This is a genomic window from Mycolicibacterium pallens, from assembly GCF_019456675.1.
Lineage (GTDB): Bacteria > Actinomycetota > Actinomycetes > Mycobacteriales > Mycobacteriaceae > Mycobacterium > Mycobacterium crocinum.
Window position 1 is genome coordinate 5,805,092 of sequence record NZ_CP080333.1, and the last position, 26,718, is coordinate 5,831,809.

Sequence of the window (26,718 nt, forward strand, 5' to 3'; positions counted from 1 at the left end):
CGAACGTATGTTCGTGTCCGGCGGCGGGGCGACCATCCTGCACGCTGATCTCGACTCGTTCTACGCTTCGGTCGAGCAGCGCGATGACCCGACGCTGCGTGGCCGCCCCGTGATCGTGGGCGGCGGCGTCGTGCTGGCCGCCAGCTATGAGGCCAAGGCCTACGGAGTGCGCACGGCGATGGGCGGCCACCAGGCCCGCAGGCTGTGCCCCGCGGCGATCGTCGTCCCTCCGCGGATGTCGGCCTACAGCCAGGCCAGCGACGACGTCTTCGCCGTCTTCCGCGACACCACGCCGCTGGTCGAGCCGCTCTCGGTCGACGAGGCATTCCTCGACGTATCCGGGTTGCAGCGACTGGCCGGCGACCCGGTCCAGATCGGGGCGCGTTTGCGTGAGGAGGTTCGCGACCGGGTCGGGCTGCCCATCACCGTGGGGATCGCCCGCACGAAGTTCTTGGCGAAGGTCGCCAGCCAGGAGGCCAAGCCCGACGGCCTACTGCTGGTGCCGCCCGAGGGCGAGTTGGCATTCCTGCATCCGCTGCCGGTGCGCCGGCTGTGGGGTGTGGGCCCGAAGACCGCCGACAAGTTGCACGCGCACGGCATCGAGACCGTCGCGCAGGTCGCTGAGCTCGGAGAGTCGATGTTGGCGTCGATGGTCGGCCCGGCGATGGGCCGGCAGCTGTATTCGTTGTCGCGCAACATCGATCGGCGGCGCGTCGACACCGGCCGTCGCCGCCGCTCGGTCGGCGCCCAGCGAGCACTCGGTCGTCGGGGGATCACACCCGCGGAGCTGGACGCCGTGGTGATCGGCCTTGTCGACCGAATCACCCGGCGGATGCGCTCGGCGCAACGCACCGGGCGAACAGTTGTGCTGCGCTTGCGTTTCGACGACTTCACGCGCGTCACCCGCTCACACACGATGCCCAGGGCCACCGGATCCACCGAGCCGATACTGGCCGCCGCACGTGGCCTGGTCGCCGCGGCCGAACCGCTGATCGCCGAACGCGGGATCACGCTGATCGGATTCGCGGTGTCCAACATCGACCCCGGCGGGGCACAGCAATTGGAGTTACCACTCGACGGCGCACGCCCCGAGACACTCGACCTCGACACCGCGGTCGACCGGGTCCGGCGGCGCTACGGCAATGCGGTACTCACCCGCGGCGTGCTGGTAGGCCGGGACACCGGCCTGGAAATGCCCCATCTGCCGGACTAACCGGCAGGGTGCCAGCCCCGCATCGCTGCATCCATTTGATCGTCCTCGAGTGCGCCGACCGGCAACGGCTGCTGGCCATCCCGGTTGCGCATGCCCTCGAGCAGCAGTGCCACATACCGCCGCCACAGTTCGGGCTCGACGTGGCCGGCCCACTCACTGACCGTGCCGGCGAGCATCCCGAGGATTGGCATGTCCGTGGGCTCGGCGTCGCGGCGAAGATGGCCGTCATCGCGAGCCCGCTCGACGAGTTTGGAGATGGGCGGCGTGAGACGCAGCCGCGCGCACTCGACCCCGTAACCGCCGTACGCGGAGCTGTAGACCATCTGTCGCAACCCGCGGTCGGTGGCTGTCAACTCGCAGAGCTGCTCGACGAACCAGACGAAGCCGTCCCACGAATTATTCTGCTGCGCAGCTGATTCCGCGAGGCAGACCACCTGGTCGATGCCGTCTACGAAGATCGCATCGAGCAGTTCCTCTTTGGTCGCAAACCGCCGATACACCGTGCCGACGCCGACGCCTGCGTGATGCGCCACGTCGTTGAGCGTCGCCTCGAGACCGCGCACGGCGAACAGTTCGCGTGCGGCCTCGATGATCCGCTGCCGATTGCGCTCCGCATCTTTGCGCAGCCCTCGGCACGGTTTGTCAATCATCTGCTCGAGTTTAGTGATGTGCCTAACGTAAGCCAATAACCGGATTGACTCTATCCACTTATCCGCTTAGATTGCCTACCTAGATCGCTGGCCGTCGGATGACCTGCGGCTGTCACAGGAAGGCCTGGGCCGTGATGGCGATACTCAAACGGGTCTGGTTGCCCACCCTCATGGTGGTAGCCGTCGTGATCGGCGTCGCGACCGTGAGCCAGCTGCGGTCGGTGTTCGGTTCCGACGGGGCCGTCGTCACGCCGGTGGGTTCGGACACCGCGGCCAAATTCAACCCCAAAGTCGTCGTCTACGAGGTGTTCGGGACGGGCAGCACCGCCGTCGTCAACTACACCGATCTCAACGGATTGCCCCAGCGCACAGGCGAAGTCAGCCTGCCGTGGTCATTGCGGCTCGAGACGACGGTCCCCTCGGTCATGCCGAACCTGCTGGCACAAGGTGACGGTCAGTCGATCGGCTGTCGCGTACTCGTCGACGACGAGGTCAAGGACGAAAGGACGGCCCAAGGCGTGAACGCCGCGACGTACTGCTTGGTGAAGGCCGCATGAGCGCCACCCTCGATGACGCCAAGACCGACACCATCCCGACACCCCGGCACGCGAAACGTCCTGCACTGCCGCGGTTTATCCGCATGTTCGCGATCCCGATCGTGCTGGCCTGGATCGCCCTGATCGCGTTCCTGACCACCACCGTGCCGCAGCTCGCCGAGGTGGGCAAGATGCGCGCGGTGTCGATGAGCCCCAACGACGCACCGTCACTCATCGCCACCAAACGGGTCGGCGAGGTGTTCAAGGAATACAACACCAGCAGCTCGGTGATGATCGTGCTGGAGGGCGAGAAGCCCCTGGGCCCTGATGCCCACGCGTTCTACGACGAGATGGTGCGCCAGTTGCGCGCCGACACCGCACATGTGCAGCACGTCCAAGACTTCTGGGGCGACACGCTGACCGCTGCCGGCGCCCAAAGTATCGACGGTAAAGCCTCTTACGTTCAGGTGTACATCAGTGGTGATCAGGGTGAGGCGCTCGCCAATGAATCGGTGGAGGCCGTCCGCACGATCGTCAGCAGCGTGCCGGCGCCGCCGGGCGTCAAGGCGTACGTCGCAGGACCGTCGGCGACGACGACGGACCAGAACGCCGTCGGTGACGCCAGCATGGAGACCATCGAGGCGCTGACGTTCGGTGTCATCGCGATCATGCTGCTGCTCATCTACCGGTCGATCATCACGACGGTGATCACGCTGGGCATGGTCGTTGTCGGCCTGTCGGCGTCAACGGGTGCTGTCGCCTTCCTCGGCTACCACAATGTGTTCGGGCTGACCACGTTCGCAACGAATATGGTTGTCACACTTGCGATTGCCGCGGCCACCGACTATGCGATCTTCCTGATCGGGCGGTATCAAGAAGCGCGACGAAAAGGCAAAGACCGCGAGTCGGCGTACTACGACATGTACCACGGCACCGCGCACGTGGTGCTGGCCTCGGGTATGACGATCGCCGGTGCAACCCTGTGCCTGCACTTCACCAGGCTGCCGTACTTCCAGACCATGGGCATCCCGCTGGCGGTCGGCATGACCGTCGTGGTCGCCGCGGGTCTGACCCTGGGGCCCGCCGTCATCTCGATCGTCACCCGATTCGGCCGCGTGCTGGAACCCAAGGGCAACAGAAGAGCTCGTGGCTGGCGCCGGGTCGGCGCGGCAACCGTGCGCTGGCCGGGGGCCGTGCTGGTCTTCGCCATCGTGCTGTGCCTCATCGGCCTGCTCGCGCTTCCCGGGTATCACACCACTTACAACGACCGCATCTACCTGCCTGCCGACATCCCGGCCAACGTCGGGCAGGCGGCCGCGGATCGGCACTTCTCCGAAGCCAAGATGAATCCGGAGCTCGTCATGGTGGAGGCCGACCACGATCTGCGAAATCCCGCGGACTTCCTGGTTATCGACAAGATCGCCAAAGCCATGGCCCGGGTGAACGGCATCGCGCAGGTCACCACCATCACCCGCCCTGACGGCAAGCCGATCGAACACGCCTCGCTCGCGTACACGATGAGTCAAAGCGGCACAGGGCAACTCATGAACAACGACTACCAGCAGACGGTCCTGGAGAACACGCTCAAACAAGCCAACGACATGCAGGTCTCCATCGACTCGATGAGCCAGATGTACAGCATCACACTGGAGTTGGCCGCAGTCACGCGGCGGATGGCGGACAAGATGAAGGGCACGTCTGCCGATATCGCCGACGTTCGGGATCACCTTGCCGACTTCGACGATCAGTTCCGCCCGCTGCGCAACTACTTCTACTGGGAGCCGCACTGCTTCGACATCCCGATGTGCTGGGCGCTGCGGTCGGTCTTCGACAGCCTCGACGGAATCGGCAAGATGTCGGACGACTTCCAGGACCTGGTGCCCGACATCGAGCGTATGGCCGACCTGACGCCCCAGATGGCCGCGGTGCTCCCGGCGCAGATCCAGACGATGAAGAACCAGAAGCAAATGATGCTCAACCAGTATCAAGCGCAGAAGGCTCAGCAGGATCAGAACATCGCCCAGCAGGAGAACGCGACGGCGATGGGTCAGGCCTTCGACGCCGCCCGCAACGACGACACGTTCTACCTTCCGCCAGAGGCGTTCGGAACAGCCGACTTTCAGCGCGGTATGAAGCTGTTCATCTCGCCCGACGGTCACGCGGTGCGGTTCACGGTCAATCACCAGGGCGACCCGCTCAGCGAGCAGGGTACGTCGCACATCGAGCCGCTGCGCACCGCCGCTGTCGACGCCATCAAGGGCACGCCGTTGGAGGGTTCGACGGTATACGTCGGCGGCAGCGCATCGATGAACAAGGACATGCAGCTCGGTGCCGACTATGACCTGCTCATCGCCGCGGTCGCCTCGTTGATCCTGATCTTCCTGATCATGGTGGTGCTGACCCGTGCGATCGCCGCCGCGGCGGTGATCGTCGGCACCGTCGTGCTCAGTCTTGGTGCCTCTTTCGGCCTTTCAGTGCTGCTGTGGCAGCACCTGATCGGCATCCCGCTGCACTGGATGGTGCTGCCGATGTCGGTGATCGTGCTGCTCGCAGTCGGCGCGGATTACAACCTGCTGCTGGTGTCCCGGATGAAGGAGGAGTTCCACGCCGGGCTCAAGACCGGCATCATCCGCTCGATGGCCGGAACCGGATCGGTGGTGACATCGGCCGGCTTGGTGTTCGCCTTCACGATGATCTCGATGGCGGTCAGCGACATGATCGTGATCGGTCAGGTGGGCACGACGATCGGTCTGGGCCTGCTGTTCGACACCCTGGTGGTGCGATCATTGATGACACCGTCGCTGGCGGCGCTGCTCGGTCGCTGGTTCTGGTGGCCCCAGCGGGTGCGTCCGCGCCCGGTGCCGCAACCGTGGCCGAGCCGGGAGCGCGAGTTGGTGCCGGTCGGCAACTAGCTTGCGGCCCAACGCAACAGCTTCTCGACCGGCCACGTGTTGACGATCCGTTCGACGGGGACATCGCTGTCGAGCGCACGCTGCGCGCCGTAGCCGAGGAAGTCTAGCTGTCCCGGCGCGTGGGCGTCGGTGTCGATCGAGAAGTCGCAGCCGATGTCGAGCGCCAGCTTGAGCAGTCGGGTCGGCGGGTCACGACGCTCGGGGCGCGAGTTGATCTCCACCGCGGTGTTGTTGTCCCGGCACGCGGTGAAGACCTTCTCGGCGTCGAACTTGGACTCGGGCCGCAGCCCGCGGTTGCCGGTTACCAGCCGTCCCGTGCAGTGGCCGAGCACGTTGACCCGAGAGTTGCTCACCGCGCGGACCATCCGGCGGGTCATCGACGGTTCGTCCATGGCAAGTTTCGAGTGCACGCTGGCGACGACGACGTCGAGCCGGTCCAGTAACTCGGGCTCCTGATCCAGGGTCCCGTCGTCGAGAATGTCGACCTCGATACCGGTGAGAATCCGGAAGGGTGCCATCTTCTCGCGCAGTTCGTCGATCACATCGAGCTGATGGCGCAGCCGGTCGGGCGAGAGCCCGTTGGCGATGGTCAGCCGGGGCGAGTGATCGGTGAGCACGCAGTACTCGTGGCCCAGCGCCGCGGCGGCGGCCATCATCTCCGGAATGGGCGCCGATCCGTCCGACCAGTTCGAATGCAGATGAAGATCGCCCCGCAGCGCTGCGCGAATGTCGCCACCGCCGAGATCCTCAGCGCTGGAACGCAACTCGACCAACACGTCGGGCTCCTGGCCGGCCCACGCCTGTGCGATCACCTTGGCCGTCTTGGGTCCGATCCCGGGCAGGCTCTGCCAGCTGTTGGCGCGGCCGTGCCTGTCGCGGGTTTCCTCGTCCAGCGCCTCGACGATATCGGCGGCCTTGCGGTAGGCCATCACCCGCCGGGAGTCTTCCCGCGCACGGTCCTTGTAGTACGCGATCTCGCGTAGCGCGGTCACCGGGTCCATGACTCCAGTGTGCCTCGCACGCTGCGCCCACGATTTGCCGCCGCACAGCGCATCGAGCTAGGCTGATTTAGCAATCCTTCAATCCATCAAGTGATCAATCCGAGGCCCGTGGTGCCCACCAGCTCCCCCGGCGGCACTGAGCGGCCGCTGTACGAAATCAAAGCGAACCTGTTCAAGGCGCTCGCTCACCCCGCCCGTATCCGCATCCTCGAGATCCTGTCCGCCGGCGACGAACCCACCCCGGTCAGTGAGATCCTGGCCGCCACCGACATCGAGCCGACGCTGCTCTCCCAGCACCTGGCCGTGCTGAAACGCCACGACGTCGTGTCGTCCGAACGCGTCGGCAACGCCGTCTACTACCGGCTCGCACATCCCTCGATCCGCGTCCTGCTCGTCACCGCGCGCAGCTTTCTGGCGGACACCCTCAAGGCCCGTCACCAGCAACTCGAGGCGTTCGACGCCCTGCCGCCGGTCGGGGACGCGCCGTGATCGCGAAGGCGGCCGACCAAATCTCGCGGCTGCTTCCCCACCTCGGTGACTACGCCGACCTGCCCCGGTCCTGGCGTCGTGACATCCTCGCCGGAATCACGGTGGGTGTGGTGGCCCTGCCGCTGGCGCTGGCTTTCGGCATCAGCTCCGGAGTCGGGGCGGCCGCCGGCTTGATCACGGCCGTCATTGCCGGCGTGGTGGCCGCGATATTCGGCGGATCGCACGTTCAGGTCTCGGGGCCGACAGGAGCGATGGCAGTGGTGCTCGCGCCGATCGTGGCGCAGCACGGTGTGGGCAGCGTTGCGTTGGTGACGGTGCTGGCGGGTCTGATCGTGCTGGCCGCCGGCATCACCGGCCTGGGCCGGGCCGTGACGTTCATCCCGTGGCCGGTGATCGAGGGTTTCACGCTCGGCATCGCGGCGATCATCTTCCTGCAGCAGGTACCGGCCGCATTCGGCGTCACCGCTCCGAGCGGACAACGCACGCTGCCCGCCGCCTGGACCGTCATCTCCGAGGCGGACTGGTCGTCGGCGTGGCGCACCGTGGCGGTGGTGGGTTTCGTTGCCGCACTGATGGTCGGTCTACCGCGGCTGCACCGCGGGATCCCCGAATCGCTCACCGCGGTCGTCGCCGCAACCCTGATCGTGGTGGGGTTCCACCTTCCGGTGGGCACCATCGGAAACCTGCCCTCGCATCTGCCGGCACCGGTGATGCCGCAGGCCGATCCCGGCGCGCTACGTACCCTGCTCGGCGCCGCGGTGGCCATCGCCGCGCTGGCCGCCATCGAATCGCTGCTGTCCGCACGCGTGGCGGCAACCATGTCACCCACCGGTCCCTACGATCCGGACCGCGAACTCGTCGGGCAGGGTTTGGCCTCGATGGCGTCCGGGCTCTTCGGCGGGATGCCCGCGACCGGCGCGATCGCCCGCACCGCGGTGAACGTCCGCTCCGGTGCCCGCACCCGGGTGTCGGCCATCGTGCACTCGCTGCTGTTGCTCGGGGTCGTCTATCTGGCCACCGGGCCGGTGGCGGCAATCCCGTTGTCCGCCTTGGCCGGTGTGCTCATGGTGACGTCGTTCCGGATGATCTCGCTGACCACGATCACCAAGATCGTCGGATCCACCCGCTCGGACGCGCTGGCCTTCGCGCTGACCGCCATCGTCACCGTCTGCTTCGATCTGATCGAGGCGGTCGAGATCGGGATCCTGATCGCGGCGTTCTTCGCGCTGCGGACGGTCGCGCGGCGCAGCAGCGTGGTCCGCGAAGATCTAACCGGGCCGCCTCAGGTCGGTGACGAGCACATCGCGCTGCTGCGCCTCGACGGCGCGATGTTCTTCGGCGCGGCCGAGCGCCTCTCCACCGCGATCACCAACTATCCCGACGTCTCGGTCGTCATCATCCGCATGTCACAGCTGGGCATGTTGGACGCCACGGGGGCCCACACCCTCGCCGAGATTGCCGGAGACCTCGAGGCGCGCGGGGTCACCGTGATCATCAAGGGGGTGCGACCCGAGCACATGGCTTTGCTTGCCAACATCGGCATCGTCGACGCCCTTCGCCACGAGAATCACCTGATCGACTCGCTCGACGAGGCAGTCGCCCATGCACGCTCACACGTTGCCAGAATGGTTTATCCCTGACCGCGCGCGGGTATAGACCCGCATGCCGTCCCTGCAGTGGGTGATCACCTACCTGTGCGTCGCCGCGCTCGTCGCGGGTGGCGCCATGGCGTTCGCGGCCTGGTCACGCAAGAGCGAGCCCACCAATCCGAGTGTCACCGCCGTGCCGGCGCTGCTGGCCGGCGTGCTGTGGCCGCTGCTCGTGGTCGGGCTCGCCCAATGGCTGCTCGTGCATGCGCTCGCCAAGGCGTTGCGCCGCGAATCCGTCCGCACTCACGAGCTGGTCCCGCTGAAAGCCGCCGCCTGACAGGTGCCGGTCAGGGAACCGGACTAGGCTCGACCTAGTGCAATTCGCCTTCAAAACCTCACCGCAGAACACCACGTGGGCCGACATGCTCGCGGTTTGGCAGGCCGCCGATGACATCGACGTCTACCACTCCGGTTGGACCTTCGATCACTTCTTTCCGATCTTCTCGGACTCGACCGGCCCCTGCCTCGAAGGCTGGGCCACGCTGACCGCACTGGCCCAGGCGACCAAACGTCTTCGGCTGGGCAACTTGGTCACCGGCATCCACTACCGGCACCCCGCCGTGCTGGCCAACATGGCGGCAGCGGTCGACATCATTTCCGACGGCCGCCTCGAGTTGGGCATCGGCGCGGGCTGGAACGAGGAAGAGTCGGGCGCCTACGGCATCGAGCTCGGCAGCGTGAAGGAGCGGCTCGACCGCTTCGAAGAGGCCTGCCAGGTGCTCATCGGTCTGCTCAGCCAGGAGACTACGACCTTCGACGGGACGTACTACCAGCTCAAGGATGCCCGCAACGAGCCGAAGGGTCCGCAGCGACCACACCCGCCGATCTGCATCGGCGGCAGCGGTGAGAAGCGCACTCTGCGCATCGTCGCCAAGTACGCCCAGCACTGGAACTTCGCCGGCGGTACACCGGAAGAGTTCGCCCACAAGCGGAGTGTGCTCGCGTCGCACTGCGCCGACATAGGCCGCGACCCGGCCGAGATCATGCACTCCGCACATGTCCGGCTCAGTGAGGACCACGACTACGCGAAGGCGATCGACGAAGCAGCCGCATTGGCAGCCGAGGGACTCGATCTGGCGATCTTCTATCTACCGCCGCCACACACTCCGGCCGTGCTGGAACCGCTTGCCGAAGCCATCCGGGATTCTGCGCTCTAGATAACAGCTTGATAACGACGGGCAAAGCCCCGCCGACGTCGGATTCAGTTGCTAGAAACCGAAGCGAACGAGTTCGTCGGCTGTTACCAGGCGCTCGTGCTTGGCCGGCCACTCGCGGCTCTTCACCGGGTGCCGGAAGAAGGACCAGGCTATACGCCCGACCCGCGATCGAGATATCGGGTTGAGGTACACAAGGATCACTCCTGTGGTCGGATATCGGTTCAACCGGAGCCCCACGTTACCGCAACGCCCGCTCCAGCAATTAGAGCCAACGTCAACCGCAAACGTCAATAGGCGCGCCGTCGATTAATCCGATGATTCTGCTGTTACTGAAGTGACCAGTGTTCCGTACGGGTGATCAGCGTTGCGGGGCGGCCGTCGGCTTGATCGGCGCCGGCAACGCGGAATGCCCCATCAGGTAGCGATCCACGCCCTTGGCGGCGGCGCGGCCCTCGGCGATCGCCCAGACGATCAGCGACTGCCCACGACCCATGTCGCCTGCGACGAAGACACCCGGCACCGAGGTGGCGAACTCGTTGTCACGGGCGACGTTGCCGCGGTCGGTGAGATCCACGCCCAAGTCGGTGAGCAGACCCGGCTTCTCCGGCCCGACGAAGCCCATCGCCAGCAGCACGAGGTCGGCCTCAAGCTCGAAGTCGGAATCCTCGACCTTCTCGAACTTGCCGTCCTTCATCACCACTTCGTGGGCGCGCAGCCCGGTGACCTTGCCCTCGTGGCCGAGGAACTTCTCGGTGTTGACCGAGAACACCCGCTCGCCGCCCTCCTCGTGAGCCGAGGACACCCGGAACATCAGCGGGTAGGTCGGCCACGGGGTCGAGTCGGCCCGCGTCTCCGGCGGCCGCGGCATGATCTCGAACTGATGGATGCTGACCGCGCCCTGCCGGTGGGCGGTGCCCAGGCAGTCGGCGCCGGTGTCGCCACCGCCGATGATGACGACCTTCTTGCCCTTGGCGGTGATCGGCGGCTGACCGTCCTCGTCGAGCACCGGATCGCCCTGCTGAACCTTGTTGGCCCACGGCAGGTATTCCATCGCCTGGTACACGCCCTCGAACTGGCGGCCCGGGATCGGCAGATCACGCCAGTCGGTGGCGCCGCCCGCGAGCACGACGGCATCGAAGTCGGCGCGCAGTTGATCGGCCGTGATGTCGACCCCGACGTTGACGCCGGCGCGGAACTTGGTGCCCTCGGCCTCCATCTGGGCCAGGCGCCGATCGATGTGGCGCTTCTCCATCTTGAACTCGGGGATGCCATAGCGAAGCAGCCCGCCGATGCGGTCGGCGCGCTCGAAGACGGTGACGTCGTGGCCGGCGCGGGTCAGCTGCTGTGCGGCAGCCAGCCCAGCGGGACCGGAGCCGACGACGGCGACCTTCTTGCCGGTGATGACATGCGGGGGCATCGGGACGACCCAGCCCTCGTCGAAGGCGTTGTCGATGATCTCGACCTCGACCTGCTTGATCGTCACCGGATCCTGATTGATGCCGAGCACGCAGGACGCTTCACACGGCGCCGGGCACAGCCGACCGGTGAATTCCGGGAAGTTATTGGTGGCGTGCAGCCGCTCGATCGCGTCGCGCCACCGGTCCCGGTACACAAGGTCATTCCACTCAGGGATCAGGTTGCCCAGCGGGCAACCGTTGTGGCAGAACGGGATTCCGCAGTCCATGCAACGCGATGCCTGCTGCTCCAGGGTGTCCTGGGAGAAGTCTTCGTAGACCTCTTTCCAGTCCTTGAGGCGCAGATCCACCGGACGGCGGGCCGGCGTCTCACGGTGGGTGATCTTCAGGAAGCCACTCGGATCAGCCATGAGCGGCCGCCATGATCGCCTTGTCGACGTCCTCGCCGGCGGCCTCGGCCTCGGCGATCGCCTGCAGCACGGCCTTGTAGTCGCGCGGCATCACTTTCACGAAATTACCTACCTGTCCGGACCAGTCAGCCAAGATGCGCTGGCCCACAACCGAATCGGTGGCGTCCACGTGCGCGACGATGATGTCGCGCAGCCACTCGACGTCGGCGTCGTCGAACTCGTCGATGTCGACCATCTCGGTGTTGAGATTGGCCGGCAGCTTGCCGTCGGGGTCGTAGACGTAGGCGATACCACCGGACATACCCGCCGCGAAGTTGCGGCCGGTCTCGCCGAGAATCACCACTCGTCCGCCGGTCATGTACTCGCAGCCGTGGTCACCGACGCCCTCGACGACGGCGTGCGCACCGGAGTTGCGCACCGCGAACCGCTCGCCCACGGTGCCGCGGATGAACGCGGTACCACTGGTGGCACCGAACAGGATCACGTTGCCGCCGATGATGTTGGCTTCGGCCACATAGTCTTCCGGTGCCTTGTCCGACGGTCGCAGCACGAGCCGCCCGCCGGATAGTCCCTTGCCGACGTAGTCGTTGGCGTCGCCGTAGACCCGCAGCGTGACACCCTTGGGCACGAACGCGCCAAAGCTGTTGCCCGCCGAGCCGTCGAACGTGATGTCGATGGTGCCGTCCGGAAGACCGTTGGCGCCATAGGCTTTCGTCAACTCGTGGCCGAGCATCGTGCCGACGGTGCGGTTGGTGTTGGCGATCGTCGTCGAGAACCGAACCGGGGTGCCCGAATCCAGCGCCTCCCGGCTCATCACGATCAGCTGCTGATCCAAAGCCTTGTCCAGACCGTGGTCCTGGCGCGAGCTGCAGTACAGATCCTGGTTCATGAACGCCGAATCCGGCTCGTGCAGCACCGGAGTCAGGTCCAGCTTGTGGGCCTTCCAGTGCTCGGCCGCCTGCGCGGTGTCGAGCGCGTTGACCTGGCCGACCATCTCGTTGACGGTGCGGAAGCCCAGCTGCGCCATCAGCTCGCGGACCTCTTCGGCGATGAACAGGAAGAAGTTCTCCACGAATTCGGGCTTGCCTTCGAAACGCTGACGCAGCACCGGGTTCTGGGTGGCCACACCCACCGGGCAGGTATCGAGGTGGCAGACCCGCATCATGATGCAGCCCGAGACCACCAGCGGTGCGGTGGCGAAGCCGTACTCCTCGGCGCCCAGCAGCGCGGCGATGACCACGTCGCGGCCGGTCTTGAGCTGGCCGTCGACCTGCACCACGATCCGGTCGCGCAATCCGTTGAGCAACAAGGTCTGCTGGGTCTCGGCCAGGCCGAGCTCCCACGGCGCGCCCGCGTGCTTCTGAGAGGTCAGCGGCGTCGCGCCGGTGCCCCCGTCATGGCCGGAGATCAGCACCACGTCGGCGTGTGCCTTGGAGACGCCCGCCGCGACTGTGCCAACGCCGTTCTCGCTCACCAGCTTCACGTGCACGCGGGCCTGCGGGTTGGCGTTCTTCAGGTCGTGGATCAGCTGCGCCAGATCCTCGATCGAGTAGATGTCGTGGTGCGGCGGCGGCGAGATCAGCCCGACGCCGGGCGTGGAGTGCCGAACCTCGGCCACCCACGGGTACACCTTGTGGCCCGGAAGTTGGCCGCCCTCACCGGGTTTGGCGCCCTGGGCCATCTTGATCTGGATGTCGGTGCAGTTGGTCAGGTAGTGCGAGGTCACACCGAAGCGACCGGAGGCCACCTGCTTGATGGCACTGCGGCGCCAGTCACCGTTGGGCTCGCGCTCGAAGCGGCTGACGGCCTCGCCACCCTCACCCGAGTTTGACCGTCCACCAAGGCGGTTCATCGCGATCGCCAACGTCTCGTGCGCCTCGGCCGAGATCGAGCCGTAGCTCATCGCACCGGTGGAGAACCGCTTGACGATCTCGCTGGCCGGCTCGACTTCTTCGATCGGGATCGAGGGCCGCACACCGTCTTTGAACTTCAGCAGACCGCGCAGCGACGCCATCCGCTCGCTCTGGTCGTCGACCAGCTGGGTGTACTCCTTGAACACCTTGTACTGCCCGGTGCGGGTGGAGTGCTGCAGCTTGAACACCGTGTCCGGGTTGAACAGGTGGTACTCGCCCTCCCGGCGCCACTGGTATTCGCCGCCGACCTCGAGCTCGCGGTGCGCGCGCTCGTCGGGACGATCCAGGTAGGCCAGCTGGTGGCGGGTGGCCACGTCGGAGGCGATGTCGTCGAGATCGATTCCGCCGACCGGGCAGCTCAGCCCGGTGAAGTACTCGTCGAGCACCTGCTGGGAGATGCCGATCGCCTGGTACAGCTGCGAGCCGGTGTAGGAGGCCAGCGTGGAGATGCCCATCTTCGACATCACCTTCAGCACGCCCTTGCCTGCGGCCTTGATGTAGTTCTGCAGAGCCTTCTCGCGGTTGATGCCCTCGATCACACCGCGGTCGATCATGTCGCTGATCGACTCGAACGCCATGTAGGGGTTGATGGCTGCGGCGCCGAAGCTGACCAGCGCCGCCATGTGATGCACCTCGCGGGCGTCACCGGCCTCGACGACCAGGCCTACCTGGGTGCGGGCCCGGGTGCGGACGAGGTGGTGATGAATGGCCGCCACCGACAGCAGCGACGGGATCGGCGCCAGGTTCTCGTTGGACTCGCGGTCGGAGATGATCAGGATCCGGGCACCGTCGGCGATCGCCTTCGACGCCGCGTCGCGGATGTCGTCGAGCGCACGGCGCAGGCCCTCGCCGCCCTTGGCGACGGGATACAGACATCGGATGACCGCCGAACGCATGCCGTGCTTGCGGCCACGGACGGTGTCGTCCGGGTTGAGGTTGATCAGCTTGGCCAGCTCGTGGTTGCGCAGGATCGGCTGGCTCAGCCCGATCTGATGGCACGACTCCGGGGTCGGGTTGAGCAGGTCGCCCTCCGGCCCGACGGTTCCCTGCAGGCTGGTCACCACCTCTTCGCGGATGGCGTCCAGCGGCGGGTTGGTCACCTGGGCGAACAGCTGCTGGAAGTAGTCGAACAGCATCCGCGGCCGCGACGAGAGCACCGCGATCGGGGTGTCGGTGCCCATCGAGCCGAGCGGCTCCGCGCCGGTGCGCGCCATCGGCGCGACCAGCAGGTTGAGCTCCTCGTAGGTGTAGCCGAACGCCTGCTGGCGCAGCACGACGCGGTGGTGCGGCATCCGCACGTACGGGCCCTGCGGCAGATCGTCGAGGTGGAACTGCTGGTCGTCCAGCCACTCCTGGTACGGCTCGGCCGAGGCCAGCTCGGCCTTGATCTCCTCGTCGGAGACGATGCGGCCCTGGGCGGTGTCGACGAGGAACATGCGGCCGGGCTGCAAGCGCATGCGCTTGACGACCGTGGACGGGTCGAGATCCAGCACGCCGGCTTCCGAGGCCATCACCACGAGGCCGTCCTCGGTGACCCAGATGCGCGACGGACGCAGGCCGTTGCGGTCGAGCACGGCGCCGACGACGGTGCCGTCGGAGAAGCACACCGAGGCCGGTCCGTCCCACGGCTCCATGAGCGAGCCGTGGTACTGGTAGAACGCCCGCCGGGCGGGGTCCATCGATTCGTTGCGCTCCCAGGCCTCGGGGATCATCATCAGCACCGCGTGCGCGAGGCTGCGCCCACCGAGGTGCAGCAGCTCGAGCACCTCGTCGAAGCGGGCGGTGTCCGAAGCGCCGGGGGTGCAGACCGGGAAGATCTTCTCGACGTCGGTGCCGAAGATGTCGGTCTTGATGAGCGCCTCACGAGCGCGCATCCAGTTCTCGTTACCGGTGACGGTGTTGATCTCGCCGTTGTGGGCGACCCGGCGGAACGGGTGGGCCAGCGGCCACGACGGGAACGTGTTGGTGGAGAACCGCGAGTGCACGATGCCCAGCGCGCTTTCTAGGCGGTCGTCCTGCAGATCCAGGTAGAACGCCTTGAGCTGCGGGGTGGTCAGCATGCCCTTGTAGACGAACGTCTGCCCGGAAAGGCTTGGGAAGTAGACGGTTTCGCGACCCGGACCGTCCTGGCCGGGGCCTTTGTTGCCCAGCTCGTGCTCGGCGCGCTTGCGGATCACGTAGGCCTTGCGCTCCAGCTCGATACCGGAGGCGCCGCCGATGAACACCTGGCGGAAGGTCGGCATGGCGTCGCGGGACAGCGCACCCAGCGACGAGTCGTCGGTGGGGACGTCGCGCCAGCCGATGACCTCGAGGCCCTCGGCCTCGACGATCTTCTCGACGCCCTCGCAGGCGGTCAACGCGTCGCGGGAGGACTGCGGCAGGAAGGCGATGCCGGTGGCATACGAGCCCTCGGCCGGCAGCTCGAAGTCAACTACGGCGCGCAGGAAGGTATCGGGAACCTGCAGCAGGATGCCCGCGCCGTCACCGCTGTGCGGCTCGGCGCCGGCGGCGCCGCGGTGCTCGAGGTTCAGCAGCGCGGTGATCGCCTTGTCCACGATGTCGCGGCTCCGGCGGCCGTGCATGTCCACCACCATGGCGACACCACATGAGTCATGCTCAAATGCGGGGTTGTACAGCCCGACACTCCTGGGCATTCGCACCTGACCCTTCACAAGCTTTTGTGCGCGGTGGTTCGTCGACGTCACCGCGCCCCGCCAGGGATTCCTCCGTGCGTCACTGAACGGGGCTCCACTGTGGTGTCAACAAGTCGTAAAACGATATGCCAAACCCCGCCTGACATGCCAACTTAGTATAGGCTAACTCGGTTGCTCTCCTCCCTCTGCTGAAGCCGCCGTCTATGGGTGCCTCAGCCTGCGGAATCCGTTGTCCGAGGGACGCTTTGGGGAGCTGATCCCCGGTTTGGACACCGGGGCACGGGCGGGCTGCTCCGTTAACCGCCTCGGCAGTTGTTTGCTGAGGGCGTAGGTTGCCGGCCCATGGGATGGGGCACAGCTCACATCGGTACTCGTCATTGCCACCGGGAGGCGCTGCGCAGCCCGAGCCGAGACTTTGCGCAAACTCTGGTCGGATTCTTAGCTTTCCCTCGCCCAAACCGCCAAATCGCAGGAAAAGCCCGGGTGAGGACCGGCAAAACGTCGATCTCGGGACGACCAGCGATACTGAACACGATGACCGACCGCGACGACTACCGATACCGGCAGGGCCCGCCCCCGGCGGGGTACGGCGGCCCGCCCACCGAGCGGCTGCCCCGCATCGAGGTCCCGACGCCGCCGATGCCGCAGACGCCGTATCCCCCGCTGCCGGCTCCCGCTCCTGCGCGTGCCCCGAAACCCAAGCCGACGCGGGGGTGGCGTCGCGGCGTGCACGCCGCGACGTTCGGGCTGGTGAACCCCGGCCCGTCGCGGGAAGACAAGCGGCAGGCGGCGATGGAGGCCATGGTGGCCGCCCCGCTGCGCGGGCACTACAAGATCGGTGTGCTGGGCAAGGGCGGTGTCGGCAAGACGACGGTGTCGGCCAGCGTCGGGTGCGTGCTGGCCGAGTTGCGCCGCGGAGACCGCGTCGTGGCGGTGGACGCCGATACCGCGTTCGGCCGGTTGGGCAGCCGGATCGATCCGCGCGCCGACGGCTCCTACTGGGAGCTGGCCAAGAACAAGAACCTCCAGTCCTTCGCCGAGGTCCTCACCAGAATGGGCAGCAACTCCTCAGGATTGTTCGTGCTGGCCGGCGAGAACGGCAGCCGGCGCGGGATTCTTGATCCGGCGATCTACCGCGAAGCCACCATGCGCTTGGACCGGCACTTCACGATCTCGATCGTCGACTGCGGTTCGACGATGGACGCCCCGGTCACCCAGGAGGCCATGCGGGACATGGACGCGTTGATCGTGGTGTCCTCGCCGTGGCCCGATGGGGCGTCGGCGGCCGCGCAGACGATGGAATGGCTTGCGGCCCATGGCAAGACCGGATTGATGCAGCGCTCGGTGATCGTGCTCAACGACTCCGACGGCCATTCCGACAAGAAGACCCGAGGCGTGCTGGCCGACCAGTTCCGCTCCCGCCGGCAGGCGGTGGTGGAGGTACCGTTCGATCCGGGTCTGCGGCCGGGCGGTGTCATCAACAACACGGGCGAGATGTCGCTGCCGACCCGCCGCGCATTCGTCGAAGTGGCAGCGGTCATTTCGCAGTTCTTGGCGACCGTCCCGGCCCGTGGACCCCGTTAGCATCGACGGATACGTCATCGAGTCGGTGCTCGGCACCGGCAGCACAGGCACGGTGTACCTGGCCCGCCACGAAGGAGTGCCGGTCGCGCTCAAGGTACTCACTGCCGAATGCCCCGCCCCGATGCGCCACCCGCATATTGCGCAGGTTTACGAGACCGGGCAGCTGTCGGACGGAAAGCACTGGCTGGCAATGCAATACCTCCCCGGTGGGGATGCCGACAGCGAGCTGCGGGCCGGCCGGATGTCACCGGAACGGGCGGTGCAGATCATCGCCGATGTTGCCGCAGCACTCGACTTCGCGCACGACCGAGATATCGTCCACGGTGACGTCAAGCCGTCGAACTTTCTGCTGGCCGAGGACGGCCGTGCAGTGCTGACCGACTTCTGCACGAGTCCGTTCCAGGGCGATGGCATGGTGCTGACGTCGGCCGCCTTCGCGTCGCCGGAGATGTTGCGCGGCGGGCCGGTTGACGCACGGGCCGACGTGTATTCATTGGGCTGCTCGCTGTTTCGGCTGCTGACCGGCAAGCCACCGTTCTTCGACGCCGGCTCCAAGGACGAGGTGGTGCAGGCTCACCTGCATCACGAACCTCCGCGGCCCACCCAGTTCGCGCCGTGGTTGCCTTCGGCGATGGACGACGTCGTAGCCACGGCCCTGCGCAAGGACCCCGGCGGGCGCTACCCGAGCGCGGGCGAGCTGGCGCGTGCCGCCACGGCCGCGCTACACGTCAAAGTTCAACCGGCACATGCTTTTCCGCGCACGCATCCGCCACCGCGGCAATGAGGTCCTGCGTCCGTAGCGTCTCGAGGTCCTCGACCGTCACCGAGCCGCGGCTGGTGCGGTTCTGCGCGGCGACCCGCGAGTCACGCAGTCGCTCGGCGCGTTCGACGACGTTGCGGGCGAACCGGCCGTTCTGCATTACGTCGATACCGTGGGTGCCGTCCGGCGCGAGGTAGGCACGCAGCTTGCGGCACGCCGCGTTCAGCGCATCCTGCGCGGCGGGTTCGATCACCGTGGCGCGCGGCCCGCCGTAACGCACGGCGATCTCCACCAACTCGTCGGGACTGTAGGACTCGAACCTCAGCTTGCGGTTGAACCGTCCCGCCAAACCCGGGTTCACCGTGAGGAATTCGTCGACTTCCTTCTCATAACCCGCGCCGATGAAGCAGAAGTCGAACCGGTGCACCTCCAGCGCAACGAGCAGCTGGTTCACCGCCTCCATGCCGATCATGTCCGGCCGGCCGTCGTGATGGCGCTCCACCAGGGAATAAAACTCGTCCATAAAGAGGATCCGACCGAGCGAACGACTAATCAGCTCATTGGTTTTCGGCCCTGACGACCCGATGTGCTCACCGCAGAAGTCGGCACGTTTGACCTCGATGATCTCCGGATGCCGGACGATCCCCAATCCGGCGTAGATCTTGCCCAGCGCCTCCGCGGTCGTCGTCTTACCGGTACCGGGCGGGCCCACCAGGAGCATGTGATTGGTCTGGTTCGTCACCGGCAGGCCGTGGGCCAGGCGGAGCTCGCGCACCTCGATCTGGTCTTCGAGTTCGGCGACAGCTCGTTTGACGTCGGCGAGGCCGACCTGATTGTTCAGCAGCGCACGGCCTTCGGCCAACAGCTCGGCGCGCCGTTCGGCGTTCTCCTCCTCGGCCCGCTCGTTCTCGGACTGCTCGGTGCTGACGTCCCACTTGTTGGTGCGGCTGTTGATCGTGTCCTCGTCGGTGACGACCAGTTGCAGCCGCTGGTCGGCCAGCGCCTGTTTGGCCGGTTCGATCAGCACGCCGTTGATCGTGGCCTTCGACAGCCAGATCTGTGCCTTGTCCTCTTCGCCGAGCTGGCGGTGCGCCATCCCCCGCACGTACGCCAGATCAGCTGCGATCAACGGGAATTCAAGCGGGTCGATGGCGGTGACGGCGGTGTCGAGCAGGCTGTGCCTGCGTGCCTCGGTGCCGCGCTCGGAGCGCAGATCTACCCGGTCGGCCCAGTCCAGCGCCACCCGGCCCTGACCCAGATGGGCGGCGGCATGCGCGGCCAGCGCGTTCGTGGCGGCCGTCACCGCCGACATGATGATCGCCTGCGGTGGCAGCACCCGCGCCGCCTCGGCGATCACGTCCGGCCAGCGCTGGGTGGCGAACATGAGATACGCCCGCACGTACTGCTGCCACTGGTGGTTCTCCCACGTGTCCAGCAGCGCCGAATCATCCAGTACCGCTTCGGCTTTCTCGAACTGCTTGTCATCGACCAGCGCGCTCGCCAGCGCCAGGCCGGCGTGCGACGACTCGGTGACGGTGATCGACAGGTACGGACCAGCCTTGATCGGCGCGGCCAACCGGACACCGAGTCGGTTGGACTCGCGGTGCAGCCGCGAGCCGTAGGCGTACAGCTGCTGCAGGGTGTCCAGGGCGTCGTCACCCGCCGAGATGCGACCCAACCAGGCGTCGGCCATCGACGGGTCGATCCCGGTGGCATCCCGGAAATGCCGCAGCGCGGTGGCGGGGTCGGACTCCAGCGCGGCCATCGCCTGGTCGAACTGGCGCCGGGCCGCTGCGGTGTCGGTACTACTGGTCATGACTACTCCGCCAGTTCCAGCTCTTCCGAGCGCAGGCTGGTCGGTTCGGTTGACACGTAACGGTTCTCGGCACGGAACAGTTCTACCTCCACCATGTACACAGCTCCGGCGGCGTTCACTTCGACGGTAGCAGGACCGATCTGCGTGATCACCACGTCGGCCGTTCCGCGCTGCGCCTGGCCCGGGCGACCCACCGAGATCACCGTATTGGGCCGCGGCGCCGGCGAGACGGTGCCGTCCACCACGCTGACCGTGGTTCCCGAGGCAGGCCGCGGCTGATCCGACACGGCGATGTGCGGCATCCGCACGCTCTCCCAGCGCTGCAGGTCGCGGGTGTGCACGGTGATCCGATCACCCGCACCTGCCGTGCGGATGATGATGCGTTTGGCGATGGGGTCCTCGGCCGCGATATGGATGCGGCTGAACTCACCGGGATCGCCCAGCGGCAGCAACAGCCGGTCACCGGCGTTCACCTTGCCCAACAGCACCCCGGACGGCCCGATCGGCACGACAAGCGAGGCGGGGGCCCGGCCGCGGGAAAGGCCGTGTAGCTCAGGTCGCGGTCCGCAGAGATTCGCGGCGACCGCGCTGGCCTGCTCACCGGGCAGGGTCTTGAGCATGACGCTCGGCGGGGCCGTCGGCGGCTGCGCACTGCGGACCGTGATGGTCGCGGTCGCCGTCCCGTCCGGGAACAGCGTGACGTTCTGGATGATCCCGTCCGCGCGCAACGCCCAAGCCTGCGACAGCGTTTCGGCATTGATGTCACGCGGCTGATAGGCGTAGGTGGTCAGCCAGCCGGCGTCGCTTCGCGCGGTCTTCCACCGCTGGTTGTGCGACTCGAGCGCGGTGCGGCCCAGGCGGCGTTCCAACTCCACCATGTCGGTCGCGGTGGCGACCTTGGCGCGAATTCCGGTGCAGCGCAGGCTTGCCGCAATCCGCTGGGCGGCAGCCAAGGCCGCGGTTCCGACGGTCGCGCGGCGCCGCAGAGCGTCGGCGTTCTCCAGTGCCCGTAGCCGGATCACCAGCCACGTCTCGCGTGCGCCGGCGTAGGGCGGTGTGCCGATCAGGGTGTCGTAGACCCGCGGATAGTCGCCGGTGCTGCGGCGCCGCGAGCCCGCGGTCACCACCGACAGCGACTCGATGGTCAGGCCCAGACTCTGGTGCATCGCAGGCAACAGCTCACTCACGTCGAGCGTATTGCGTGTCTCGGCCGCAGCGGAGCCGGTGAAAATTGTTGGAGTGTGCGCCTTTCCGATCAACTGGACGGCGACGATCGCCACACCGTCCTGGTAACGCACACCACCACCGGAGCGGTCGTTGGCCACCGTCACCGGCTCGCTCAGCGGTATCGGGCGGTTGCGACGCAGATAGAGTCCGGCCCACGACCACAGCGGCTGGCGCCGCCATGGAATTGCGAACAAGATCAGCCCCAGGACGAGGCCCACACCCGCACCGATCAGGCCATATACGATCCACCCGATCAGGCCCAGCGCCAACACGGCCAGTATCACCGCGAGCTGGATGGTGTGACGTTTCATCGCGCCCGCCTGGCCCGAGCGATGATGCTCGCCAACAACACCGCGCCGACGACCGCTCCGGCGAAGATCAGCGCCACGTTGCGCGCCCGATGATCGGGCGGGACCGGCGGTGGCGGCGGCGCCATCACCCGGGTCATCGAGCCGGGGGCCAGGCGGTCACCGGGCGGCACGTTGAACGTCAGTGCCGCAACAGGATCGACGACACCGTAACCGACCTGGTTGTCCACCCCGCGGGGTGGATTGTGCGCTGTCTGCAGGATGCGGTGGATGATCTGGTTCGCGGTCAGGTTCGGGTACTTGGCCCGCACCAGCGCCGCGACACCGGAGACGTACGCTGCCGAGAAACTGGTCCCCCAGAACGGCATGTTCCGCTCCCCGGGCCGCACCGGCGGGTAGGCGTTGACCGGTCCACCGGTCTGCGGCGAGAGACCCATGACGCCGACGCCGGGCGCCGCGGCGGCGACCCACGGGCCGGCCAGGCTCTTGGTGATCGGTGCGCCGGTGTTGTCGACCGCACCAACCGACAGCACGTAATCGGAGAACCAGGACGGCGATGACACCGTCTTCACCTGATGCCAGTCGCGAGGGTCTGACGTGTCCAGCGGGTCGAACGACGGGTTCTGCGCGCAGCCGTCCTCACCCTCGTTGCCGGCAGCCGCGACGATCACCGCGTCCTTGATCGTCGCGGCGTACCAGACCGCGGCACCCAGTGCGCGCTGATCCAGCGGGTCGGCGGCCGAGACGCATGCCGTCACGCTGATGTTGATCACCTTGGCGCCCATGTTCGCGGCGTGCACGATCGCGCTGGCGAGCGTGGCGACGGTGCCCGCCTTCTTGCGGGCCTCGTTGTCACCCGGGCCCGGGTTCTCCGGCTCGTAGGCCCGCGACGACTGGCGGATCGAGATCACCACCGCGTGCGGAGCCACCCCGGCAACCCCGTCCGGCGCTCCCGGTGGGGGCGGCGGGACCTCGGGATCTTCCGGACCGTTGGGGTCCGGGTCGCCGGGCCCGGCCGACGGCTGGTCCGGCGGCGGGGGCGGTGGCGGCGGCGGGGGTGGCGCGGGTTTGGTCTCGGTCACCGTCACCGGGACGGGTGGGGGCGGCGGCGCCGGTGGTGCGGGCGGCGCCCCCGGTGGGGGCGGTGCGGCCACTACCGGAGGCGGACCGGCGGGCGGCGGAAAGGCCGGAGCCGGCGGCATCGGGGCCGGCGGCGGGCCGCCCTGCAGGGTGGCGCCGATCAACGAGGCGACGATGGTGCCGTGCGCATCGCAGTCCATCAGGCCGTCGCCGCCCATGATGTAGTCGCCGCCGGGCACCACCGGAAGCCGCGGGCTGGGGTTGACCCCGGTGTCGATCACCGCCACCGGTACGCCGTTGCCCGTCGAGTACTGCCACGCCTTGACGACGTTGAGCATCGCCAGGTTCGGCGCCGGGAGCGCGACATTCGGCTCGGCCACCGTGATGGTGCGGGCACAGATGTTGCTCTGCCGCATCGGCTGGTCCGGGTGCGGCGGCCCGTCCGGCGGAACCATCGACGGGTCCACGCTGGGCGGCGGGATTGCCTGCGCTGCAGGGATGTTGGCGATGAGTCCGGTCAGCAGGATGACCATCGCCGTCGCGGCAAACCGCTGTCCGATCATCGCATTCTGACCCAGGTGAACAGGCCGCCGATCCACGCGGCCAATGGGAACGCGGCCACGATCGCGGCCAGCTCCAGCCATTCGGCCACCATGCGCACCAACGGAGTGAACCGGGTGACCGGAACCAGCAGTGCCGCAGCCAAACCGGCGCCGGCAAAGATCGCCACCGCCAGGGCACCCCACAGCAGTGCCGCTCCGGAGTCGGCCGGCTCGTGCAGGACGTAGCGGATGACCCCGACGCACAGCGCGGCGGCGGCGCCCAACACCAGTGCGACGGCCTGTCGCTTGTCGGCGAACGCCCGGCCGCGGCTGATGAAGATCAGCACGAATAGTCCGGCCAGCACGGCCGCGGCGATGCTCTTGCCCTGGCCCGGCATCAGGGTCGCCCACACCGCCGCGGGCAGGGTGATCGCGGCGGCCACACAGATGCCGGTGAGCACCCTGTTGGCTCGCCTCGCGGCCTCCGTGATGATCGCGCCCGTCGGCGTGGTGTCCGGGTTGGGCTCGTCCTCGGCCTCGTCGTCGACCGGCGAGACGGTGTCGACCGGCAGTCCGTCGCTTCGGCGGAACAGGTCGCGCCCGGTGATGGAACCGAAGTGCGGCGGACGAATTCGCGCCGTCCACAGCGCGAACGTCGGCGCCAGCGTCAGAAGGAGCAGCAGGCCGATCAGCGCGCACATGCCCAGCCACTGAGCCGGGATCGGGTTCCACATGCGGGCGACGCCCACCAGTGCGCCGATCCCGCACAGGGTCACCACCGTCGCCGCGACCGTGAGGTGACGCCCGGTCATCGTGACCACGCCGACGGTGAGCACCGCAGCGGCCAGGGCGGCGATGAACACGTGCGCGGCCCCGACACCGCCCGGCGCCGCGGCGGCAAAGCCGAACGCCAGCAACGGAACAGCCAGCCAGGCGAAGCCGCTGAGCAGATCTGCGCGCTGCGGCCACCACCGCCACACTGAGCCGGCGCCGACCGCGAGAAGCAGACCGGTCGCGCCGGTCACGATGGCCGGGATCACCGAATCGGTGTGCAATCGGGTGTGCACTCCCAGCCCCAACACGGACAGCACCACCATCGCCAGCACCGCCATCGCGGTGTGCGCGGCCGTCTCCGCGGTCACCGGAGCGAACAGTCTCTTGCCGACCCGGGCCAGTCCGGTGGACAACGATTCGTATTGCGGCTCGAAGGATTCACCCTCCTGCGCCGGTACCAGAACCAGGGTGGACCCGTCCTCGACGCCGAGTTCGTCGAGCGTCTTGGTGACGTCCAGCCGAGTGCCGTTGGCGCGGTTCAGTTCATAGCCGATACCCGGGTCGAGGCCGGGGACACCGCGGCGCTTGAGCTCTTCGTTGAGCAGCTCGACGACATTGTCGATGAAGACTTCGACCGGCACCGACGCCGGATAGACCTGGGAGACAAGGTGTTCGCCGCAGATCACCGCGACGGCGCAGCGAGCCGGAAACGAGACCTTCGCCATCAACGCGGCCTATCGGCGTCCGGGATGTACTTGTCGGCCAGTGCTGCAGTGATCTCGAACAGTCGCAGCCGCGTCTTCTTCTGCAGCTCGTGCTGGGCGTCGATGATGCCGCCCTTGGCCAGATGCGGGTCGTAGGGCATGAATTCGACGGTCGCGCCCGACTGGCTGAACCGCTCCGTCAGATACTTGCGCGCATCGGAGTCGTAGTTGTTGCGGCTGTCGTTGAGGATCACCATGCTGCGCGACACCAGCTCGTGGTAGCCGAGCGAGCGCAGCAGATCGATGGACCGGGTCACCGGCAGCGAGGTGTCGGCGGTCAGGCCCGACACGAACACCAGGGTGTCGCACGCATCGAAGACCGCTTTCATCACGGGGTGCTCGAGATCGTCGGCGGTGTCCACCAGGATCACGTTGTGGGTGCGACGCAGCCGCGACAGCACACCACTGAACATCGCAGGCACCAGCGGGCGGGGCTGGTCGGAGGCGCGGTTGCCCGCCAGCACGTCGAGTCCGATTTGGTTCTGCCCCAAGTGCTCTCGGATGTCGGCGTAGCCCTGGACGTCGGTGTCGTTGAGGACGGCGGAGTAATCCCCCGGCGGCGCCTCATCGATACGGCCCGCCAGCGTCCCAAACCCGGGTGCGGCGTCGATGGCGACGACGTTCTCCGGACGGCATTCCCGGAAGACCGCGCCGACACTGGCGGTCATCGTCGTCTTGCCGACACCGCCCTTACCGGAGACGAAGCCGATGACGTACTGCTTGCGGATGTGCCTGCGGATCCGTTCGCGCAGTTCGCGATAGTGCCGCTCACCCGGTGACTCACCGAGGTTGATGGTCTTACCCGAGATGGTGTAGATGAACTTGCGCCATCCCGAACCAGGCGGGATCTTGCGTGGCGCGACCATGTCTGAGATACGCAGGGTGCCCGACACGGAGTCGGCGTGTCCGCGGTGGTGTGCACCGAAGCTTTCACGGCCGCCGGCGTCACGAGGGTCGGCGGAGCGCGGTGGTTCGTTCCAGGGATTGGTCACCTAGACAACCTTTCTGTGCGAGTACCACTCGTCTTCGGCGGGCAGTCGGCGAACCATCTTCAACACCGCGGATGCGATGTTGGCGGCTGACCCAGGCGAAATGATCATCCACGATTTTCCACCGCGCGTGACCTGTTCGGACACCAGCCTGCCCTGCGGGGTGTCCATGATGGTCACCGCCCCCTGGTCGATATGTGTGCGTGCGGGTCCACCGGAAACACCGGACTGAAGGGCCACCACCGAGGCCGCTGCCGACTGGTCGGTGTCGGCAGCCATGGTCAGCACGCCGATTTGGTCGCCATCGATTCTCTGGTTCAACAAGAATGCCCGCAAACTCGCTCGATCACGAACAGAGGCAAGCAGTTCGGCGACGTCGAGGGTGACCGGCCGCAATGACGCGGCCTTCATCGACCCGCAAAGCCGCTCGATCTGCGAACTGATCAGCATGCCGGCGGACTCTTCCGAACTCGCGGTGCCGACACCGGAGAGCCGGACCATGATCCCGTTGCGTTCCAGGGCAACCCACCACTGGGCGAAGCGCGCCAGCAGGATTCGTTCCGGCGCGGTGTCCTGGGTGGGGGTTTGCGCATAAATCAGGAGGGCGACATCCCGGCGGGACAGCACGGTCAGCCACTCCAGCACCGCCTCGTCGACGCCGCCGGCGTCGGTGATGACACCCGCCGCGCGCAGCTCGTCGGCGATGGGATGAGCCAGCGCCATATCCGCGGTCTCGACGCTGGGTAGATGCGGTCGAAGGCCGAGTTCTGGTGCCACCACTTCGATACCGGACAGCACCTGTAGGACCCACAGGCCGTCCACTGTCGTCGTCAACATGGTTCCCCCAAGACAGACAGCAGGGGCGCACCGACCGT

The 26,718-nt window shown here is 67.1% G+C and carries 19 protein-coding genes; 9 read left to right on the plus strand and 10 right to left on the minus strand.

All coding sequences use genetic code 11. The features are described 5' to 3' along the window. The first annotated feature begins 7 nt into the window (after window positions 1–7). Window positions 8–1,213, plus strand: coding sequence for a DNA polymerase IV (gene dinB, locus K0O64_RS28400; RefSeq protein ID WP_096312542.1), 1,206 nt, complete (start codon window positions 8–10; stop codon window positions 1,211–1,213). On the opposite strand, the gene K0O64_RS28405 is transcribed toward dinB, so the two are convergent. Next, complete coding sequence (locus tag K0O64_RS28405; RefSeq protein ID WP_096312543.1) at window positions 1,210–1,863, minus strand: TetR/AcrR family transcriptional regulator; 654 nt, start codon at window positions 1,861–1,863, stop codon at window positions 1,210–1,212. The genes dinB and K0O64_RS28405 overlap by 4 nt on opposite strands. Window positions 1,864–1,997: 134 nt before the next feature. Here K0O64_RS28405 and K0O64_RS28410 point away from each other — a divergent pair, with 134 nt between their 5' ends. Together K0O64_RS28410 and K0O64_RS28415 are read left to right on the plus strand one after the other, a co-directional pair. Beyond that, the gene (locus K0O64_RS28410) at window positions 1,998–2,420 is read left to right on the plus strand and encodes an MmpS family transport accessory protein (protein ID WP_276041267.1); all 423 of its coding nucleotides are present in this window, start codon (window positions 1,998–2,000) and stop codon (window positions 2,418–2,420) included. Then, on the plus strand, window positions 2,417–5,311 hold the full coding sequence (locus tag K0O64_RS28415) for an MMPL/RND family transporter (RefSeq protein WP_220045885.1): 2,895 nt from the start codon (window positions 2,417–2,419) through the stop codon (window positions 5,309–5,311). Before K0O64_RS28410 ends, K0O64_RS28415 begins: the two co-directional genes overlap by 4 nt. On the opposite strand, the gene K0O64_RS28420 is transcribed toward K0O64_RS28415, so the two are convergent. Next, window positions 5,308–6,312 carry a PHP domain-containing protein gene (locus K0O64_RS28420; RefSeq protein ID WP_220045886.1) on the minus strand — a complete coding sequence of 335 codons (1,005 nt, stop codon included), beginning with the start codon at window positions 6,310–6,312 and terminating at the stop codon, window positions 5,308–5,310. The genes K0O64_RS28415 and K0O64_RS28420 overlap by 4 nt on opposite strands. Window positions 6,313–6,423: 111 nt before the next feature. Between K0O64_RS28420 and K0O64_RS28425 the strand changes: the two genes are divergently transcribed. Genes K0O64_RS28425 through K0O64_RS28440 form a run of 4 tightly spaced genes read left to right on the plus strand, consistent with a single transcriptional unit; the run spans window position 6,424 to window position 9,607 of the window. Next, window positions 6,424–6,801, plus strand: coding sequence for an ArsR/SmtB family transcription factor (locus tag K0O64_RS28425; protein ID WP_096312545.1), 378 nt, complete (start codon window positions 6,424–6,426; stop codon window positions 6,799–6,801). Next, window positions 6,798–8,441: a SulP family inorganic anion transporter gene (locus tag K0O64_RS28430; protein WP_220045887.1), complete on the plus strand. Its 1,644-nt coding sequence runs from the start codon at window positions 6,798–6,800 to the stop codon at window positions 8,439–8,441. Before K0O64_RS28425 ends, K0O64_RS28430 begins: the two co-directional genes overlap by 4 nt. Before the next feature lie 22 nt (window positions 8,442–8,463). Beyond that, entirely contained in the window at window positions 8,464–8,727 is a 264-nt protein-coding gene (locus K0O64_RS28435; protein WP_096312547.1) for a hypothetical protein, read from the plus strand. A 37-nt stretch (window positions 8,728–8,764) separates the two neighbouring features. Beyond that, entirely contained in the window at window positions 8,765–9,607 is an 843-nt protein-coding gene (locus K0O64_RS28440; RefSeq protein ID WP_096312548.1) for an LLM class F420-dependent oxidoreductase, read from the plus strand. 358 nt (window positions 9,608–9,965) lie between these two features. Here K0O64_RS28440 and K0O64_RS28445 read toward each other — a convergent pair whose 3' ends face one another. Both K0O64_RS28445 and gltB read right to left on the minus strand, forming a co-directional pair. Further along, a complete protein-coding gene (locus tag K0O64_RS28445; protein ID WP_071948567.1) occupies window positions 9,966–11,432 on the minus strand; it encodes a glutamate synthase subunit beta in 1,467 nt (488 codons plus the stop codon). Further along, a complete protein-coding gene (gltB, locus tag K0O64_RS28450) occupies window positions 11,425–15,999 on the minus strand; it encodes a glutamate synthase large subunit (RefSeq protein ID WP_096313054.1) in 4,575 nt (1,524 codons plus the stop codon). The genes K0O64_RS28445 and gltB overlap by 8 nt, the downstream gene beginning before the upstream one ends. A gap of 534 nt (window positions 16,000–16,533) precedes the next feature. On the opposite strand from gltB, the gene K0O64_RS28455 reads away from it, so the two are divergent. Together K0O64_RS28455 and K0O64_RS28460 are read left to right on the plus strand one after the other, a co-directional pair. Continuing rightward, on the plus strand, window positions 16,534–17,583 hold the full coding sequence (locus K0O64_RS28455) for a MinD/ParA family ATP-binding protein (RefSeq protein ID WP_096312549.1): 1,050 nt from the start codon (window positions 16,534–16,536) through the stop codon (window positions 17,581–17,583). Further along, the gene (locus tag K0O64_RS28460; RefSeq protein WP_164520159.1) at window positions 17,570–18,367 is read left to right on the plus strand and encodes a serine/threonine-protein kinase; all 798 of its coding nucleotides are present in this window, start codon (window positions 17,570–17,572) and stop codon (window positions 18,365–18,367) included. Before K0O64_RS28455 ends, K0O64_RS28460 begins: the two co-directional genes overlap by 14 nt. On the opposite strand, the gene eccA is transcribed toward K0O64_RS28460, so the two are convergent. From eccA to K0O64_RS28490, 6 genes are read right to left on the minus strand one after another with little or no spacing between them, the layout of a single operon-like run. Next, window positions 18,312–20,159, minus strand: coding sequence for a type VII secretion AAA-ATPase EccA (gene eccA / locus K0O64_RS28465; protein ID WP_071948562.1), 1,848 nt, complete (start codon window positions 20,157–20,159; stop codon window positions 18,312–18,314). The genes K0O64_RS28460 and eccA overlap by 56 nt on opposite strands. A 2-nt stretch (window positions 20,160–20,161) precedes the next feature. After that, window positions 20,162–21,697: a type VII secretion protein EccE gene (gene eccE, locus K0O64_RS28470; protein ID WP_071948560.1), complete on the minus strand. Its 1,536-nt coding sequence runs from the start codon at window positions 21,695–21,697 to the stop codon at window positions 20,162–20,164. Beyond that, window positions 21,694–23,337, minus strand: a complete 1,644-nt coding sequence (mycP, locus tag K0O64_RS28475; protein WP_071948558.1) for a type VII secretion-associated serine protease mycosin — start codon at window positions 23,335–23,337, stop codon at window positions 21,694–21,696. Before mycP ends, eccE begins: the two co-directional genes overlap by 4 nt. Then, window positions 23,334–24,815, minus strand: coding sequence for a type VII secretion integral membrane protein EccD (gene eccD / locus K0O64_RS28480; protein ID WP_096312551.1), 1,482 nt, complete (start codon window positions 24,813–24,815; stop codon window positions 23,334–23,336). Before eccD ends, mycP begins: the two co-directional genes overlap by 4 nt. Beyond that, the gene (locus tag K0O64_RS28485) at window positions 24,815–25,846 is read right to left on the minus strand and encodes a MinD/ParA family ATP-binding protein (RefSeq protein WP_321189717.1); all 1,032 of its coding nucleotides are present in this window, start codon (window positions 25,844–25,846) and stop codon (window positions 24,815–24,817) included. Before K0O64_RS28485 ends, eccD begins: the two co-directional genes overlap by 1 nt. Then, a complete protein-coding gene (locus K0O64_RS28490; protein WP_071948555.1) occupies window positions 25,847–26,680 on the minus strand; it encodes an ESX secretion-associated protein EspG in 834 nt (277 codons plus the stop codon). It lies immediately after the preceding gene. Window positions 26,681–26,718 lie beyond the last annotated feature (38 nt).

Bases quoted from the DNA above. Each gene is read 5' to 3' on its own strand.
- dinB (WP_096312542.1), top strand. From the start codon at position 8: ATGTTCGTGTCCGGCGGCGGGGCGACCATCCTGCACGCTGATCTCGAC.
- K0O64_RS28405 (WP_096312543.1), bottom strand. From the start codon at position 1,863: ATGATTGACAAACCGTGCCGAGGGCTGCGCAAAGATGCGGAGCGCAAT.
- K0O64_RS28410 (WP_276041267.1), top strand. From the start codon at position 1,998: ATGGCGATACTCAAACGGGTCTGGTTGCCCACCCTCATGGTGGTAGCC.
- K0O64_RS28415 (WP_220045885.1), top strand. From the start codon at position 2,417: ATGAGCGCCACCCTCGATGACGCCAAGACCGACACCATCCCGACACCC.
- K0O64_RS28420 (WP_220045886.1), bottom strand. From the start codon at position 6,312: ATGGACCCGGTGACCGCGCTACGCGAGATCGCGTACTACAAGGACCGT.
- K0O64_RS28435 (WP_096312547.1), top strand. From the start codon at position 8,464: ATGCCGTCCCTGCAGTGGGTGATCACCTACCTGTGCGTCGCCGCGCTC.
- K0O64_RS28445 (WP_071948567.1), bottom strand. From the start codon at position 11,432: ATGGCTGATCCGAGTGGCTTCCTGAAGATCACCCACCGTGAGACGCCG.
- gltB (WP_096313054.1), bottom strand. From the start codon at position 15,999: ATGCCCAGGAGTGTCGGGCTGTACAACCCCGCATTTGAGCATGACTCA.
- K0O64_RS28455 (WP_096312549.1), top strand. From the start codon at position 16,534: ATGACCGACCGCGACGACTACCGATACCGGCAGGGCCCGCCCCCGGCG.
- eccA (WP_071948562.1), bottom strand. From the start codon at position 20,159: ATGACCAGTAGTACCGACACCGCAGCGGCCCGGCGCCAGTTCGACCAG.
- eccE (WP_071948560.1), bottom strand. From the start codon at position 21,697: ATGAAACGTCACACCATCCAGCTCGCGGTGATACTGGCCGTGTTGGCG.
- mycP (WP_071948558.1), bottom strand. From the start codon at position 23,337: ATGATCGGACAGCGGTTTGCCGCGACGGCGATGGTCATCCTGCTGACC.
- eccD (WP_096312551.1), bottom strand. From the start codon at position 24,815: ATGGCGAAGGTCTCGTTTCCGGCTCGCTGCGCCGTCGCGGTGATCTGC.
- K0O64_RS28490 (WP_071948555.1), bottom strand. From the start codon at position 26,680: ATGTTGACGACGACAGTGGACGGCCTGTGGGTCCTACAGGTGCTGTCC.